Raw genomic sequence first — 16425 nt, forward strand, 5'->3', positions numbered from 1 at the left:
GCGATTGATGAAGGCGCTGGTCGGCATGCTCGCCGGGGTGCTGCTGCTCTGCGGGGCCGGCTCGGCGGTCGGCGTCCGGGTCTGGACCAGTGCCGTCGTCGACACCCGCGGGAAGGTCGACTTCGTCAACCGGCTCGCCGTGCCGCCGCTGGCGCAGTCCCGGATCGACGAGCGGGGCCGCCGGGTCTTCGACCTGCGGGCCCAGCCCGGCCGGCGCGACTTCGGTCGGGGCGGGCCCACCCCGACCTGGGGTTACAACGGCGACTACCTCGGCCCGACGCTGCGGGCGAAGCGCGGCGAGGAGGTGCTGGTCAACGTCGCCAACGGGATCGGCGAGCCGACCAGCGTGCACTGGCACGGCATGCACCTGCCGGCGGCGATGGACGGCGGCCCGCACCAGATGGTCGCCCCGGGCGCGACCTGGTCGCCGCACTGGCGGGTCGACCAGCCGGCGGCCACCCTCTGGTACCACCCGCACCCGCACGGCGAGACCGAGCAGCACGTCTACCGGGGACTGGCCGGAATGTTCATCCTGGACGACGACGAGTCGGCCCGGCTCGACCTGCCCCGGCGCTACGGCGTCGACGACATCCCGCTGATCGTCCAGGACCGTGCCTTCGAATCCGACGGCCGGTTCGACGACGGGACCGGCGAACTCGGCGGGATCGGCATCCTCGGCGACACGCTGCTGGTCAACGGCACCGTGGCGCCGTACCTCGACGTGCCGGGCGAGCGGGTCCGGCTGCGCCTGCTCAACGGCTCGAATGCCCGGACCTACGACTTCGGGCTCGCCGACAACCGGAGCTTCGCCCTGGTCGGCACCGACGGCGGGCTGCTGACCGCCCCGCACCAGACCCGCCGGATCCGGCTCTCCCCCGGGGAGCGGGCCGAGATCGTGGTGTCGATGCGCCCCGCCGAGCGGGTGACGCTGCGCAGCTATCCGCCGGAATCCGGACTCGACTTCTTCAACCGCCGGTTCACCGGCGGGTCGGACACCTTCGACGTGCTCCAACTGCGGGCCGCCGGCACGCTCCAACCCTCGCCCGAGGTGCCGACCAGGCTCGCCCCGATCGAGCGGCTCGACCCGGCCTCGGCGACCACCACCCGCCGGTTCGACCTCGCCGGCCGCGACATCAACGGCAGGCGGATGGACCTGGGCCGGATCGACGCGGTGGTCACCCGGGACAGCACCGAGATCTGGGAGATCAACAAGGTGGACGGCACCCCGCACAGCTTCCACGTGCACGACGTGCAGTTCCAGGTGCTCTCGGTCGCCGGCCGGGAACCGCCGCCGGAGCTGCGCGGCTGGAAGGACACCATCCTGCTGGAGGCGCGGCGGCCGGTCCGGATCATCGCCCGGTTCGCCGACTACGCCGACCCGGACATGCCGTACATGTTCCACTGTCACCTGCTCCGCCACGAGGACCAGGGGATGATGGGGCAGTTCGTGGTGGTGGAGCCGGGCCAGCGGCCGGGCCGGCCCCCGGCGGCCGGCGCCGGGCACGCCGGGCACGGCTGAGCGGGCTCCCCAGGGCGCGAGGCGCGGGTTCGCCCGGCGTGGGAGACCGGTAAAGCACGCCGGGCGGGGACACCCCGGTTAAGTTGTAGAGCGTGCTGGGCCTACCCGATCACGTGACGGCATGCCTCTTCGACCTGGACGGGGTGTTGACCCAGACCGCCCGGGTGCACAACGCCGCCTGGGCGCGGACGTTCGACGACTTCCTCCAGCGGCACGCGGCCCTGACCGGCGAGCCGTTCCGGCCGTACGACCCGGCCGCCGACTACAACCGGTACGTGGACGGCCGGCAGCGCGCCGACGGGGTACGCACCTTCCTCGCCTCGCGCGGGATCACCCTGCCGGAGGGGCACCCCGACGACCCGCCCGGGGCCGACACCGTCAACGGGGTCGGCAACCGGAAGAACGTCGTACTGCTCCAGCGGATCCGCACCGACGGCGTGCAGCCGTACGCGGGCTCGGTGGACTACCTGCACGCCGCCCAGCGGGCCGGGCTGCGCCGGGCGGTCGTCTCGGCCAGCGCCAACTGCGCGGACGTGGTGATGGCCGCCGGCCTGTCCCCCCTGCTGGAGGTACGCGTGGACGGCGTCGTGGCCCGGCAGCGGGGCCTGCGCGGCAAACCCTTCCCGGACACCTTCCTGGCCGCGGCGGAGGCGTTCGGCGTCCGGCCCGAACAGGCCGCCGTCTTCGAGGACGCCCTCGCCGGCGTCGCCGCCGGCCGGGCCGGCGGCTTCGGGTACGTGATCGGGGTCGACCGGGTCGGCCAGGCCGACGACCTGCGCGCGCACGGCGCCGACGTGGTGGTCCGGGACCTCGCCGAGCTGCTGACCGCCGCCGACCCCCCGCGACCCCGGGCGGGCGGCGCGGGATCGACCGAAGGCGCCGCCACGTGATCCGGGAACGGGCCTATCCGGTCGAGCCGTGGCACGTCCGGGAGACCCGGCTCGACCTGGACGTGCTGGCCCAGGCGGAGTCGGTCTTCGCGCTCTCCAACGGGCACATCGGGCTGCGCGGCAACCTGGACGAGGGGGAGCCGCACGGGCTGCCCGGCACGTACCTCAACTCCTTCTACGAGCTGCGCCCGCTGCCGTACGCCGAGGCCGGCTACGGCTTCCCCGAATCCGGCCAGACGATCGTCAACGTCACCAACGGCAAGCCGATCCGGCTCCTCGTCGACGACGAACCCTTCGACGTGCGGTACGGCGACCTGCTCAACCACGAGCGGGTGCTCGACCTGCGGGCCGGCACCCTGCACCGGGCGGTCGAGTGGCGCTCGCCGGCCGGCGACACGGTGCGGATCCGCAGCACCCGGCTGGTCTCCTTCAGCCAGCGCTCGGTCGCGGCGATCTCCTACGAGGTGGAGCCGGTCGACACCCCGCTGCGGCTGATCGTGCAGTCCGAGCTGGTCGCCAACGAGCAGTTGCCCGCGCAGAGCCGGGACCCCCGGGTGGCGGCGGTGCTGGAGTCGCCGTTGCAGGGCGAGGAGCGCCTCGTGCACAGCGACGGCGGGCTGTTGATCCACCGGACCAAGGCGAGCGGCCTGCGGGTGGCCGCCTCGATGAGCCACGAGGTGTACGGGCCGGAACGCAAGCTGGTCGGCACCGAGGCGTACGAGGACTGGGCCCGGACCACCGTGACCTGCGTACTGCGCCCCGGGGAGAAGCTGCGGATCGTCAAGTACGTGGCGTACGGCTGGTCGAGCCGCCGGTCCCGGCCGGCGCTGCGGGACCAGGTCGCCGCGGCGATCGCCGGCGCCCGTTTCTCCGGCTGGGACGGGATGTGCGCCGAGCAGCGCGCGTACCTCGACGAGTTCTGGGACGCCTCGGACGTGCGGGTCGAGGGCGACCCGGAGGTGCAGCAGGCGGTCCGGTTCGGCCTCTACCACGTGCTCCAGGCCGGCGCCCGGGCCGAACTGCGACCGATCGCGGCCAAGGGGCTGACCGGCCCCGGCTACGACGGGCACGCCTTCTGGGACACCGAGCAGTTCGTGCTGCCGGTGCTGACCTACACGCTGCCGTCCGCGGTCGCCTCCGCGCTGCGCTGGCGGCACTCCACCCTGCACCTGGCGCAGGAGCGGGCCAGGACGCTCGGGCTGCGCGGGGCCGCGTTCCCCTGGCGGACCATCCGGGGCCAGGAGACCTCGGCGTACTGGCCGGCCGGGACGGCCGCGTTCCACATCGCGGCCGACATCGCCGACGCGGTGCGACGCTACGTCCAGGCCACCGGCGACGAGCAGTTCGAGCGGGAGGTGGGGCTGGAGCTGCTGGTGGAGACGGCCCGGCTGTGGCGCTCGATCGGCCACCACGACCGGCACGGCCGGTTCCACCTCGACGGGGTGACCGGCCCGGACGAGTACACGTCGGTGAAGAGCGACAACGTCTACACCAACCTGATGGCCCAGCGGAACCTGCTCGCCGCCGCCGAGGCGGCGACCCGGCACGGCGAGGAGGCCTGGCGGCTGGGCGTCGACGACGAGGAGACCGCCGCCTGGCGGGACGCGGCCAACGACATGCACATCCCGTACGACCAGGAGCTCGGGGTGCACCCGCAGGTGGAGGGGTTCACCCGGTTCCAGGAGTGGGACTTCGCCGACACCCCGCCGGAGCAGTACCCGCTGCTGCTCAACTACCCCTACTTCGACCTGTACCGCAAGCAGGTGGTCAAGCAGGCCGACCTGGTGCTCGCCATGCACTGGCGCGGCGACGCCTTCACCGACGCCGAGAAGGCGGCCAACTTCGCCTACTACGAGCGCCGTACGGTCCGCGACTCGTCACTGTCGGCGTGCACCCAGGCGGTGCTGGCGGCCGAGGTGGGGCACCTCGAACTGGCGCACGACTATCTGGGCGAGGCCGCCCTGATGGACCTGCACGACCTCAACCAGAACACCCGGGACGGCGTGCACGTGGCCTCGCTGGCCGGCGCCTGGATCGCCCTGGTGGCCGGGTTCGGCGGGCTGCGGGACCACACCGGCACGCTGGCCTTCGCGCCCCGGCTGCCGAGCCGGCTGGAGCGGTTGGAGTTCTCGCTGATGTGGCGCGGGCTGCACCTGCGGGTCGACGTACGCCAGCGCGAGACGACGTACTCGCTGCGCAACGGTGGGGCCGGGGCCGGGATGGAGCTGCGGCACCACGGCGACCTGGTCCGGGTCACCAGCGACGAGCCGCTGACCCTGCCGGTGCCGCCGGCGCATCCGCCGGGTCCCAGGCCGGAGCAGCCGGCCGGCCGGGCGCCGGTGCGACGCACCGCCGAGCACGAGCCCTAGGCCGGCCCGTTCTACAGCAGCGACAGGTGTACGTGGTTGGTGTGGTCGCTGGACGGGTCGCCGTGCGAGGCACCGTAGGACTTCCAGCCGGTGGCCGGGAACCAGATCTGCCGGTACCAGATCACGTAGAGCACCCCCAGCCGGTCGGCGTTGCGGACGAAGAACGCGGCCAGGTTGTTGCCGTACGTCTTGTCGGCGCCGTGGGCGTCGCCGCCGAAGCCCCCGGGCGCGGAAGAGAAGTCGCAGGCCCGCCCCTTGGGGTGCTCGTAGGGGCCGCCGGGCCGGTAGCACGAGGTGTACCGCTTGAAGCCGGCGCGCCGGGCCTCGGTGTAGGCGTGCAGGGTGCGCGGCGTGACGCAGCCGGAGGTGGTCGGGTCGGCCCGGCCGCACGACTGCCTCGGCCAGGACCCGTCGCCGTTGCGCGGGGCCGGCCGGGCGACCGGTGAGTCGGCGGCGACGAAGCCGCCGGTGGACCTGCCGCCGACCAGGGCGAGGGCCCGTTCCGCCTCCCGCTTCTGCCGCTGCATCACGGCCACCTGCCGGCGCGCCTCGGTGACCTCGGCGTCGAGTGCCAGCTTCGCCCGGCTGGCGCGCTCCCTGGCCTGGTTGAGCTCGTGCAGCCGGTGGTTGTCCCACAGCGCCATGGTCTCCAGCCCCCGGGCGCGTTCCAGGAAGTCGTCCGTCGACGAGCTGTTGAGCAGTGCCAGCACCGGCCCGATCCGGCCGGTGCGGTAGGCGTTGCGGGCCAGCAGGTCGATCTCGGGCCCCAGTTCCGCGATCCGGTCCTGCACCTCGCGCAGTTCGGTGGCGAGTCGCGCCTGGCGCGCCTGGGACCGGGCCAACGCGGTCCTGGCCTGGACGTAGCCGCGACCGGTGGCCTCCAGCACGTCCCGCAGCAGTGGTGTGCCGCCCTCGTCCCCCGGTACGCCCGGAGGCGGCGACGCCGAGCCGGCGCCGGGGCGGAGCACAGCTCCGGCCAGCGCACCGACGACCACCACCACCGTCAACGCCAGCGTGCACCGCCGACGCCCCGATGCCGTCATGCACGTTCCTCCCGTCGGCCGCCTGCCGGGTTAGCTGACGGGCTCGGGACGGAACAACCCCTACCGCGGGCGCGGATTAACCCCACCTACCTGGTTCCCCGGCTCGCCATGTGGCGATTCGGCGGCGGCCGTGCCGGCGGGGGTCACCGGCGCCAGACCGCGGTCAGCTTAGCGGATTCCGGTGCCGGTCCGGGCCGAAATCGGGGCGATCAGGCAGGGAAAACTCCGCAGCGGAATCGAATGGTCACCGGTTGGGGCCGCTGGAGGGCAGCCCGGCCGAGTCGTGCGGCGGTAGCCGGCGCGGGTCGTCGAGGCTGCGCGCCTTGGCCGCCTCGTCCGCCCAGTCGCCCCGGCCGCCGGGCTCCTCCTGGCGCTCCTCCTCCGCCTCGGGGGCGGCGGTGGTGGGCTCGGATCGAGCGGGTTCCTGGCGGGTCATGGCATCCCTCACTTCGCCGAAGGTCGTCCAGCGGCCTTCCCGCCGTGCCCGCCGGCAAACGCCGGCCGCCCGGACCGGCGCCGGGGCGTACGGCCGGCCGGGCGGGGCGGTTGGCCACCGGACCAGCGGGTACGACCGGCCGAGGGCGTGGGCCGGGGAGCGGGGGCGACCGGAGCGGAGGCGACAGGATGGGTACCCGGACGACCGAGACGACGATCCCGACCGGCGGCGTCGAGCTGACCGGTGACCTCGTGGTGCCCGCCGACCCGAGCGGGATCGTGCTCTTCGCGCACGGCAGCGGCAGCTCGCGGCACAGTCCGCGCAACCGCGCCGTCGCCGGGACGCTCAACCGGTACGCGTTGGCGACCCTGCTGGTCGACCTGCTCACCCGGGGCGAGGAGGAACTCGACGACCGGACCGGAGAGCTGCGTTTCGACATCGGGCTGCTCACCGGGCGGCTGGTGGGGATCGTCGACTGGTTGCGCGGCGGTGGCGCCGGCGCCGCGCTGCCGATCGGTCTCTTCGGCGCCAGCACCGGCGCCGCCGCCGCGCTGTCCGCGGCGGCCGCCCGGCCGGCCGAGGTGCGCGCGGTGGTGTCGCGCGGCGGGCGCCCGGATCTGGCCGGTCCGGACCTGTCCCGGGTACGGGCCGCCACGCTGTTGCTGGTCGGCGGGCTGGACGAGCAGGTGATCCCGCTCAACGAGCAGGCGCTGGCCCGGATGGGGCCGGTGGCGCAGCTGCGGATCGTCCCCGGCGCGACGCACCTGTTCGAGGAGCCGGGAACCCTGGAGCAGGTGGCCCGGGACGCCGCCGGCTGGTTCGGCACCCACCTGGGCGCCGGCCCGGCGGACCCGCCCGGCCGGGCGGGATAGCCGCAGCCGCGCAGCGGCGGCAGGTGGTCCAGGTTCTTCAGGGACAGCCCACCGCACGTCGGTACCGGCGTCTCGGCCGGCGGGGGCACCGCGTGGGGAGCCGGGCGGGTCAGCTCGGCGGTGCCCCGGTCGCGGTGCGGTATGCCGCGACGCCCGGACCGGTGCTCCCGGCGACCGGTCGGGACGGCCGGCCGTCCGGCTCGGTGGGGAGCACCGGGAAGCCGTCCGAGCGGTAGCAGAGTTCGTCGGCGGTGACGATGCCCACCTCGTGACCGGGCAGGGCGGCCAGCCAGCGCAGCCCGGAGACGCCCATCGCCACCCCGGCGGTCGCGTACGCGTCGGCGCGGCCGAGGTCGGCGCCGACCACGGTCACCGAGGTCAGGCCGGTCGCCGGCACCCCCCGGTACGGGTCGACGACGTGGAAGCCGCGCTCGTACGTGCCGGAGGTGGCGATGGCGAAGTCGGTGCCGCCCAGCACCCAGCAGACCCTGTCCGGCTGCCACGGATGCCGGATGCCGATCCGCCACGGTTCACCGGGTCGGGGCCCGCCCCGGGCCCGGATGTCGCCGCCGGCGTTGATCCAGTGCGCGTCGCAGCCGGCGGCCAGCAACCGGTCCGAGGCCACCTGCACCGACCAGCCCTTGACGAAGCCGGACGGGTCGAAGCGCCCGGTCGCGTACGCGTCGAAGTAGCCGTCGGTGTCCCGCCACAGGTCGGCGCAGGCGTCCACGACCAGGCGGAAGTCGGCCGACGAGTCCTCGATGGAGAGCTCACCCCGGTCGAACCGGTTGACCTCGCTCTGCTCCTTGTACGTGCTGAACCGCAGGTCCACCTCGCGGAACCAGTCGAAGACCTCCTCGGCCAGCTCGGCCAGCCGGGCCGCCGGCAGCGGGGTGGCGAGGTGCAGGCTGATCGGCGTACCCATGATCTGTTCGACCCGGCGGAGTCCGGCGGTGGCCATCGGATCAGGCCTTCGCCTTGTCCAGCGCCGACTGGAGCGACGCCCGGTACGCCGCGCTGGTCAGGCTCGCGCCGGAGACGGTGGAGATGTCCGCGCTCTGCGCGGCGAGCGTCGCCTGGCGCAGCCTCGGGATCGCGCCGGTGTTGATGCCGACGCTGGTCGGGTCGTCGTCCGGGTAGCTGGCGTCGACGTCGGAGACCTTGCCGTCGCTGACCGTGACGGTGACCTTGATGCTGCCGTACGCGTAGGTGGCGCCGGCGCCGGCGAAGGTGCCGTCGCGCAGGCCGCTCGACGCGGGCGGCTTGGCGGTGGCCTTCTTCGCCGGCGGCGCGCTGGTCTTCCGGCCGGCCGGGGCCTTCGGGCTGGCCTCACCGCCGGCCGCCGGCGCGTCGTCGCCGGTCTCCAGCGCCACCTGGGTTTCGGAGCCCGGTGCCGGGGTGCCGAGCTTGGCCCCGACGAGCAGGGTGGTGCCGATGGCGGTGCCGAGCACGGCGAAGGCGGCGCGACGCACGGGGGGTACCTCCGGGGGGTTCTTCGGGACGGGCTCAGGTGGGGAACGGGCGCAGGACGGGACGGGCTCAGAACTCGAACGGGTCGAGGTGGATCTGCCGGCGGGGCACCCGGAGCTTGCGCATGGTGCGCAGCGAGACGTCCACCAGGCCGGGCGGCCCGCAGAGGTAGATGTCCCGGCGGCGCACGTCCGGCACCAGCTCGCGCATGCCCTTGGCGGTGAAGAGGTGGCGGGGCGCCACGTCCTCGCGGGAGCCGATGACGTACCAGACCTGCGCCTCGCGGGCCCGGGCCAGCCAGTCCAGCTCGTCGCGGAAGAGCAGCTCCTCCTCGGTACGGGAGCGGTAGATGACCACCGTGTGCTCGGGCAGGTCCTCCAGCAGGGCGCGGATCGGGGCGATGCCGCTGCCACCGGCGATGAGCAGGGCGCGCGGCCGGATCGCCCGGTTGGCGGTGAAGACCCCGGAGGGACCCTCGGCGAAGATCCGGGTACCCGGCTCCAGGTACTGGAGAGACTCGGTGTGGTCCCCGACAATCTTGACGGTCAGCCGCAGCCACTGCTCGTTCGGGGCGGCGGAGAGCGAGAACGGGTGCGCCTGCCACCAGCAGCCCTTGGTCAGGAACCGCCACCGGAAGTACTGGCCCGCCCGCGCGTCGAGCTCGTCCAGCCGGTGCCCCGAGATGTAGATGGAGACCATGTCCGAACCCTCCGGGACCACGTCCTCGACCCGGAGCCGGTGCCGCAGGTTGAACCTGATCGGCGAGATGATCCGTCCCCAGAGGACGGAGCAGATCACGAAGACGTAGAGGCCGGCCCAGAAGTACCGGCCGAAGCCCGACCGGACGAACTCCTGCCCGGTGGCGAACTGGTGCCCGTAGCTGAACAGCAGCACCAGGTAGGTGCTCAGGTGCAGGTAGTACCAGAGCTCGTAGTTCATCATCCGGCGTACGGCCCGGATCGCGAGCAGCGCGATGCCGACCATGATGCCGGTGGCCACCGCGGCGCTGATCATGTCCTCGTACGTGCTCAGCAGCCGCCAGGTGCCGTCCACCACCGGCTCGTTGGTGAGCTTGCTGTAGCCGACCGCGATGAACGCGACGTGCGCCAGGATGGCGAGCAGCAGGAACGCGCCCAGCTCCCGGTGCCAGATCAGCAGCGAGTGCGCCCCGATCCACCGTTCCAGCCAGCGGACCCGGCTCATCAGCAGCACCTGGGCCAGCAGCAGGAAGCCGCCGACCAGGCCGGTGAGCCGACCGGCGGCGATGAGGATGTCCGCGGTGGTGGCGATGGAACCGGTCGGGGTGTTCAGCCACCAGAGTTCGAGGGTGGTGGCCAGGGCCGACCAGAAGACGATGTGGAAGAAGAGCCGACCGCTGCGGTCGTACGTCTCGACCTCGGCGGTCTCCCGGTGACGCGCGTCGTTCGCGGCGTACGGTGCCGGGCGGTACGGCGGCGCGTCCTCGGCGTACGAGCGCGGCTGGCGGGCCGACGCGGTCGACCACCCGTCGGCGGACCACCGGTCGGCGGGCCGGACGGCAGGGGGCTCCGGATACCGCTCGGCGTCGACGTACCGCTCGGCGTCGACGTACCGCTCGGCGTCGACATAGCGCTCGGAGTCGGCGTAGCGCTCGGCCGAGCGGTACGCCTCGGGCTCGCGGTACTCCTCCGGCTCCCGGTAGCGGCCGGAGTCCGGGTAGTCCTCGGAGCCACCGCGCTCGGATCCACGGCGCGCCGAGCCACCGCGCTCGGATCCCCACCGCTCCGAGCCATGCCGCTCCGAGCCATGCCGCTCGGAGTCGGGGTAGCGCCCGGGTTCCGGGCGGGTTGGCAGGTTGAGCGGATCCGCGGCGGGGGCCTGCGGCACCAGGGCGGTCAGCCACTCGGTCAGCGGCTCCGCGGTATCGACGTCCCGACGGCGAGTCACGGACAAGGTCTACCGGGTCGGTGCCGGCGACACCAGCCCGAGGGGCCGGCTTAGCCGAGTCTTAAGCCTCGCCAGGGTGACGCATAAGGAACGGCACAACCGAGGGTCGGGGAAGCGTGCCGCCCGACGGCCGCGCGGTGGTGCCCGACGCGTTCGCGCCCGACACCACCGCGCCCCCCGTTGGCCGCCCTGTCCGGCCCCGTCGCGCCGCCCCCCGGCGGCCCTCCGGTGCCCCCGCCCGTCCCCGGCGCGGCGGTCTCCTCGCCGGTCCGCCCCGGCGGTCCCGCCCCCTCCCGGGCCGCGGCGGCGGAGCGTACGCCGGTCCGCCGTCAGGCGGGTCCGACGCAGAGGACGAAGTCGCGCGCCGTACCGATCGTGCTGTCCTGGTAGAGGTACATCGTGTACTCGGTGGACTCGCAGGCGCTCTCGCCGGTGGTGCCGTTCTTGCGCAGCAGCACCTGGTACGCGCCCTTGACGCCGCACCTGGCCGGCTCGACCTTGTCGGTCGCCTCGTCCACCGTCAGGCAGTCGCCCTTCTGGTAGCGGTCGAGGTCGCCCTCCACGGTCTCCTCGCTGGGATTCGGGCTGCCGCTGGCCTTCGGGTTGCCGTCGGCCTTCGGGCTCGCCTGGGAGGCGGCCGCCTCCGGGGCGGCACCCGACGGCTCGTCGTCACCGGTGAGCAGGAACGCCCCGATCCCGCCGCCGCAACAGAGCAGCACGAGCCCGAGCACGATGCCGACGATCAGCGGCGCCCGGCTCTTCCTCGGCGGCGCGGCGGCCGGCTCGGCGGGCAGCCCGGGACCGGTCGGCGTCGACGGTGCCGGCGGGCCGTACCCGGGCTGGTCCGGATACGGCCCGGAGCCCTGGCCCGGCTGCTGGGGCGGCTCGCCGGCGGGCGGGCCGTATCCCGATGGAGGATATGTGGACATCATGACCTTTCAGAAATGGTCGAGAGGGCCGGCGACCGTCCGAAGTGGGCGGTCGGGCGATCCGCGTCGGCCGGGACGTACCGGTTGACCGGCAACAGCACCGGCGGCATCACTGTCGGCGTACCCCTCGGGAGGATTCGATCTGGTCGGCACCGCCGCGCGGTGCCGACTGGCTGGCGCGGCGCGGCACGTGCCGGAAGCGCCCGGAGCGGCTCCGCCCGCGCAACTCCAGCAGCTTCGGCGGGCCCGCCACACGCCCGCCACACGGCCGCCACACCGGCGGCCCGCCGCGCCGGCCGGGGCCGTTTGCCGGCCGTAGTACGGTTTCATGTCCGTGACTGGCCCGTGGCTCGGGGAGACGGCGAGTGAAGTTCGGGGTTCTCGGCCCGCTGCGGGTCTGCACGGACGCCGGCGTCGAGGTGGTGCTGCGCAGCCGCCACCAACGGACGGTGCTGGCCGTGCTGCTGGTCCGGGCCGACCGGCTGGTACCGGTGGACCGGCTGGTGGCGGCGCTCTGGCCGGACCGGCCCCCGGCCTCGTACGCGTCGAATCTCCAGACCTACGTCTCCCGGCTGCGGGAGCGGCTGCCCGGCGTCGCGATCGAGCACCGCGGCGACGGCTACCTGCTGCGCGCCGACCCCGACGACCTGGACGTGCTGGTGTTCCGCCGCGAGCTGGCCACCGGGCGGGCGGCGCTGGCCGCGGGCGAACCCGGGGCGGCGGCGGAGGGGTTCCGGCGCGCGCTGCGACAGTGGCGGGACCGTCCCCTCGCCGACCTCTCGGTGCCGCTGCTGGAGCCCGACACCACCCAGTGGGAGCTTGAGCGGCTCGGCGCCCGGGAGGAGTGCGCGGAGGCCGAACTCGCCGCCGGCGGTGATGTGCACGCCGTCCTCGTCGACCTGCACCGGCTGGTGGCGGAGCAACCGCTGCGGGAACGGGCGTACGGCCTGCTGATGACGGCGCTGTCCCGGGCCGGGCGCCGCGCCGACGCGCTCGCCACCTACCAGGGCGCCCGGGAGACCCTGGTCGCCGAGCTGGGTGTGGAACCGGGACCCGAGTTGCGCCGGGTACACCGGGCGGTCCTGCGGGGCGAGGAGTCGACCGACCCCCGACTGCCGACGCGCTCGGCCCCGCCCGTGGGATCGGCGTCCGGTCCCGGGTCGCCGTTCCCGGTCTGCCAGTTGCCGCCACCGCCGCCGGGATTCGTCGGCCGGGGCGCGGGCGTCGCCCGGATCGAGTCACTGCTGCACCCGAGCGCCGGCACCGTGCCGCTGGTCGCGGTCTCCGGCCAGCCCGGCGTCGGCAAGAGCGCCCTGGCGGTGGTGGCCGCGCACCGGATCCGGGCCAGGTTCCCGGACGGGCAGCTCTTCGTACACCTGGCCGGCGCCTCGGCCGCGCCACGGGACCCGGCGGCGGTCCTGGCGGACCTGCTGCGGGTCCTCGGCGTACCCGGCTCGGCGGTGCCGCAGAACCTGCCCGCGCTCGCCGCCGCCTACCGGGCCCGGCTCGCCGACCGCCGGGTCCTCGTGGTGCTGGACGACGCCGCCACCCCGGCCCAGGTCCGGCCGCTGCTGCCCGGCACCCCCGGCAGCGCGGTACTGGTCACCGGCCGACGCCGGCTCACCGGGCTCATCGACGCCCAGCACCTGCCGGTCGACCCGTTGACCGACGACGAGGCGAACGCCCTGCTGGCCCACGTGGTCGGCACCGGGCGGGTCGCGGGGGAGCCCCGGCAGGCCGCCCGGATCGCCGCCGCCTGCGGCAACCTCCCGCTCGCGGTACGGATCGCCGGTACCCGGCTCGCGACCCGCTCCTGGCCGCTGGCGGTCCTCGCGGACCGGCTGGACGACGAGCGGCAGCGCCTCGACGAACTCGCCGCCGGTGACCAGCAGGTCCGGGCCAGCCTGGCGCTCAGCGTCCAGGCGCTCTCCCCGGCGACCCGGGAGGCGTTCGGCCTGCTCGGCTCCCTCGGGCCGGTCAGCGTCGCCGCGTGGGCGGTCGCCGAACTGCTCGACCGGCCGGACGCCGAGCGGATCGTCGAGGAACTGGTCGAGGCGAGCCTGTTGGAGGTGGCCGTACCGACCGGTGGGGGCGAACCGCGCTACCGCCTGCACGACCTGCTCCGGGTCTACGCGGAGGAGATCGCCGCGACCCGGGAGGCCGCCCGCGCGGCGGCGCAGCGGCGGCTGGTCGCCGCCGGGGCCGCGCTTGCCGCGACCGCCGCGCACCGGCTGCCCCGTACCCTCACCTGGGCCCGGTCGACCGAACCGGCCCTCCCGGTACGCCCGCGCCGGGCGGTGGTCGACCGGGTGGCCGCCGACCCGCTCGGCTGGCTCGGCGCCGAACTCGACCTCCTCACCGGTCTGCTCGGGCTGGCGCCGGGCTGCGGCGCCGACCGGGAGGCGGTCCGGCTCGCCGCGCGGCTCGCGCCGTTCCTCTGGGTGCACGGGCACTGGACCCAGCTACAGGCGGTGCAGCGCCTGGGCCGGCGGGCGGCGGAGCGTACCGGCGACGAACGGGCCGTGGCGCGTACCGACTTCGTCGGTGGGGTGCTGCGGTTCGCCCGTGGCGACCTGCCCGGCGCGTCGGCCCAACTCGGCCGGGCCCGGGAGCGCTTCGAGCGGATCGACGACCGGCACGGCCTGGCCTGCCTGCTCAGCGACCAGGCCGCGCTGCACGACTACCAGAACCGGGTCGGGGAGGCCGCGACGACGGCGCGGCGGGCGATGGAGCTGTTCCGCAGCGAGGGCGACCCGCTCGGCGCGATCCTGGCCGCGCCGGTGCTGTCGGCGGCCCTGCGCGGCCTCGGCCGGCTGGACGAGGCGCTGGAGGTGGACCGGGCGACGGTGGCCGAGGCCCGTGCGCTCGGGGTCGCCGAGATAGTCCTGGCCCGGTGCCTGAACGGGCTCGCGGTGACCCGGTTGCTGCGCGGCGAGGCGGCGCTGGCGTACGAGGCGGCCGAGCGGGCGGTCGCCCTGCTGCGCGCGGTGGGCGACCGGTACGTGCTGCTGGCCGCCCTGCGGCACCTCGCCTCGGCGGCGGTCTGCCTCGGCCGGCGCGCGGAGGCGGTACGGCTGCTGCGGGAGAGTCACGAGCTGGCGGTCCAGCTCGGCGACCGGCCGTGGTCCACCGGGCTGGCCCGGGACCTGGCGGTGAGCTGGATCGGCGACGGCCGGGCCGGGGCGGCGGTCGAGGTGCTGCGGGACTGCCTGCGCGCCTTCGAGGAGATGGAGATGCCCTCCGCCCAGGCGGCCACGCTCGGCATGCTCGCCCGGGCGTACGACGAACTGGGCGAGGAGGGCGCGGCCCGGGACGCGCGGTTCTGGGCGGCCCTGCTGAGCGATCCGGCCGACACCCGTACCCCCGCCCTGGCGAGGATCGTGCTGCGGCTCGCCGACGCGCCCGGCCTGCTCACCAGCACCGGCTGAACCGTCGTACCCCGTCGATAGAGTCGGCAGGTGAACCGTACCGATCGGCTTTATGCCCTGGTGGAAGAGCTGCGCGCGGTCGCCCCCAGACCCCGCAGTGCGCGTTGGCTCGCCGAGCGATTCGAGGTCGACGCGCGCACGATCAGGCGGGACATCGGCGCCCTCCAGGAGTCCGGCGTGCCCATCTACCCGGAGGTGGGGCGGCGCGGCGGCTACGTGCTGGACCGGGCCTACACGCTGCCGCCCGTCAACATCACCCCGCGCGAGGCGATCGCCGCCGCCGTCGCCCTGGAGACGATGGTCGACACGCCGTTCCTGGACGCGGCCCGTTCCGCGCTCTACAAGATCCTCGCGGTGATGTCCCGGTCCGATGTGGAGGCCGCCCGGGAGGTCGCCGGCCGGATCCATCTCCTGGCGCCGCCGGGCCCGACCGAGGCGCCGGCCCCGGCGCCGGCCCGGCAGGTGCTGCGGGCCGCCGGGGAGGCGGTGGTGACCCGGACCGTGCTCTCCATCGAGTACGTCGACCGGCACGGCACGGCGTCCCGCCGGCTGGTCGAGCCGGTGGCGCTGCTGGGCGCCGGCCGCCAGTGGTATCTGGTGAGCTGGTGTCGGCTCCGGCAGGAGGTGCGCGGATTCCGCCTGGACCGGATGCGGCAGGCCGCCGCGACGAGCGAGATCGCCCCACCCCGCGCCATCGAGCCGGCCTGGCGGGGCGGTTTCCAGCTCCCGGCCACCCGGCTGAGCCTGCCCGGCCGGCCCGCCTGAGGACGCCGGCCGGAAGCCGGCTGCCGGGGTGCCCGGGGCCTGCTGCGCCGGGGGTGCCGGCGGGTCCGTCGCGGTGCCGCCGGGGTGGGCGGGTGCAGTGGAAATCGGCGGAGATTCGTCGGGAAACGCGGACAGGATGGTGTCCCGGGCACCGTCGAGGATGGTCTCGACGAGATCGGCGCAAGCGGACGCCGAACGAGCTGGTGAGCCGGACCGGCCACCGCGCACGGGAGGAAATCTCGCGATGACCATCAACCCGAACCACGGCTCCGCCCTGGTCACGGTCGATCCCCGGCCGATGCTCTGGGAAAACTGGATGGCGCTGCGCAACGGCAACCTGTCACTCGTGGCCGAGATCATCGCTCCTGACCTGACCGTGCACCTGTCCGCCGTGGGTGACCCCGGCGGACGGCTGCGGGGTCGTGCCGCCCTCGTCGCCTGGGTGAGCGCGCTGCACGCCGCCCACCCGGCGGCGCGGCTGACCGTCGAGGTGGGGCCCGTCATCGGGCCCGACCTGATCGCCGGCCGCTGGCACCTCACCGGGATTCGGCGGGGGGTGGACTGGGGCCGTCCACTTCAGAAGATGGCGACCGGCGTCGACATCATCCGGATCGCCGGGGACCGGATCGTCGAATACTGGGGGCACGACGACGACCTCCGGCGCGAGCGGCCGCTCCGGCGCGTCGCGGCCTGACCGCGCGGGGCCGCCGGGCCGCGGGCCCGGCGGCCCGGCGCCGCGTGCGGATACTCCGGGCGCGGCGGCACCGGAGGTGCGGCT

13 protein-coding genes and 1 riboswitch are annotated in these 16425 nt (G+C 74.7%); of the genes, 7 read left to right on the forward strand and 6 right to left on the reverse strand.

Features of this window, described 5'->3' with window-relative positions:
• Positions 1-7 precede the first annotated feature (7 nt).
• The 3 genes from ACQEUR_RS01620 (at position 8) to ACQEUR_RS01630 (ending at position 4778) form a co-directional block, all read left to right on the forward strand.
• Positions 8-1519 (forward strand): multicopper oxidase family protein, encoded by a 1512-nt coding sequence (locus tag ACQEUR_RS01620; RefSeq protein WP_433024271.1) that lies wholly within the window; start codon positions 8-10, stop codon positions 1517-1519.
• 92 nt (positions 1520-1611) lie between these two features.
• On the forward strand, positions 1612-2409 hold the full coding sequence (locus ACQEUR_RS01625; RefSeq protein ID WP_433024273.1) for an HAD family hydrolase: 798 nt from the start codon (positions 1612-1614) through the stop codon (positions 2407-2409).
• A complete protein-coding gene (locus tag ACQEUR_RS01630; protein ID WP_433024276.1) occupies positions 2406-4778 on the forward strand; it encodes a glycoside hydrolase family 65 protein in 2373 nt (790 codons plus the stop codon). Before ACQEUR_RS01625 ends, ACQEUR_RS01630 begins: the two co-directional genes overlap by 4 nt.
• A gap of 11 nt (positions 4779-4789) precedes the next feature.
• Here ACQEUR_RS01630 and ACQEUR_RS01635 read toward each other — a convergent pair whose 3' ends face one another.
• Positions 4790-5821, reverse strand: a complete 1032-nt coding sequence (locus ACQEUR_RS01635) for a coiled-coil domain-containing protein (RefSeq protein WP_433024278.1) — start codon at positions 5819-5821, stop codon at positions 4790-4792.
• 3 nt (positions 5822-5824) lie between these two features.
• Positions 5825-5955: riboswitch (cyclic di-AMP (ydaO/yuaA leader) on the reverse strand.
• A 110-nt stretch (positions 5956-6065) separates the two neighbouring features.
• A complete protein-coding gene (locus tag ACQEUR_RS01640) occupies positions 6066-6257 on the reverse strand; it encodes a hypothetical protein (protein WP_433024280.1) in 192 nt (63 codons plus the stop codon).
• 188 nt (positions 6258-6445) lie between these two features.
• Here ACQEUR_RS01640 and ACQEUR_RS01645 point away from each other — a divergent pair, with 188 nt between their 5' ends.
• Entirely contained in the window at positions 6446-7129 is a 684-nt protein-coding gene (locus tag ACQEUR_RS01645; RefSeq protein WP_433024282.1) for a dienelactone hydrolase family protein, read from the forward strand.
• Between the two features lie 109 nt (positions 7130-7238).
• On the opposite strand, the gene ACQEUR_RS01650 is transcribed toward ACQEUR_RS01645, so the two are convergent.
• The 4 genes from ACQEUR_RS01650 to ACQEUR_RS01665 form a co-directional block, all read right to left on the reverse strand.
• The gene (locus tag ACQEUR_RS01650; protein WP_433025870.1) at positions 7239-8054 is read right to left on the reverse strand and encodes an FAD:protein FMN transferase; all 816 of its coding nucleotides are present in this window, start codon (positions 8052-8054) and stop codon (positions 7239-7241) included.
• A 40-nt stretch (positions 8055-8094) separates the two neighbouring features.
• Complete coding sequence (locus tag ACQEUR_RS01655; protein ID WP_433024284.1) at positions 8095-8601, reverse strand: FMN-binding protein; 507 nt, start codon at positions 8599-8601, stop codon at positions 8095-8097.
• A 67-nt stretch (positions 8602-8668) separates the two neighbouring features.
• On the reverse strand, positions 8669-10525 hold the full coding sequence (locus ACQEUR_RS01660; RefSeq protein ID WP_433024286.1) for a ferredoxin reductase family protein: 1857 nt from the start codon (positions 10523-10525) through the stop codon (positions 8669-8671).
• A 329-nt stretch (positions 10526-10854) separates the two neighbouring features.
• Complete coding sequence (locus ACQEUR_RS01665; RefSeq protein WP_433024288.1) at positions 10855-11457, reverse strand: LppU/SCO3897 family protein; 603 nt, start codon at positions 11455-11457, stop codon at positions 10855-10857.
• Positions 11458-11819: 362 nt separating this feature from the next.
• Between ACQEUR_RS01665 and ACQEUR_RS01670 the strand changes: the two genes are divergently transcribed.
• The 3 genes from ACQEUR_RS01670 to ACQEUR_RS01680 all read left to right on the forward strand — a co-directional run bounded on the left by ACQEUR_RS01670 (position 11820) and on the right by ACQEUR_RS01680 (position 16341).
• On the forward strand, positions 11820-14882 hold the full coding sequence (locus tag ACQEUR_RS01670; protein ID WP_433024290.1) for an AfsR/SARP family transcriptional regulator: 3063 nt from the start codon (positions 11820-11822) through the stop codon (positions 14880-14882).
• A gap of 30 nt (positions 14883-14912) precedes the next feature.
• On the forward strand, positions 14913-15647 hold the full coding sequence (locus ACQEUR_RS01675; RefSeq protein ID WP_433024292.1) for a helix-turn-helix transcriptional regulator: 735 nt from the start codon (positions 14913-14915) through the stop codon (positions 15645-15647).
• Between the two features lie 244 nt (positions 15648-15891).
• The gene (locus tag ACQEUR_RS01680) at positions 15892-16341 is read left to right on the forward strand and encodes an ester cyclase (RefSeq protein ID WP_433024294.1); all 450 of its coding nucleotides are present in this window, start codon (positions 15892-15894) and stop codon (positions 16339-16341) included.
• The last annotated feature ends 84 nt before the right edge of the window (positions 16342-16425 follow it).

Origin of the sequence: Plantactinospora sp. CA-290183, assembly GCF_050936375.1 — a bacterium.
Taxonomy (GTDB): Bacteria; Actinomycetota; Actinomycetes; order Mycobacteriales; family Micromonosporaceae; genus Plantactinospora.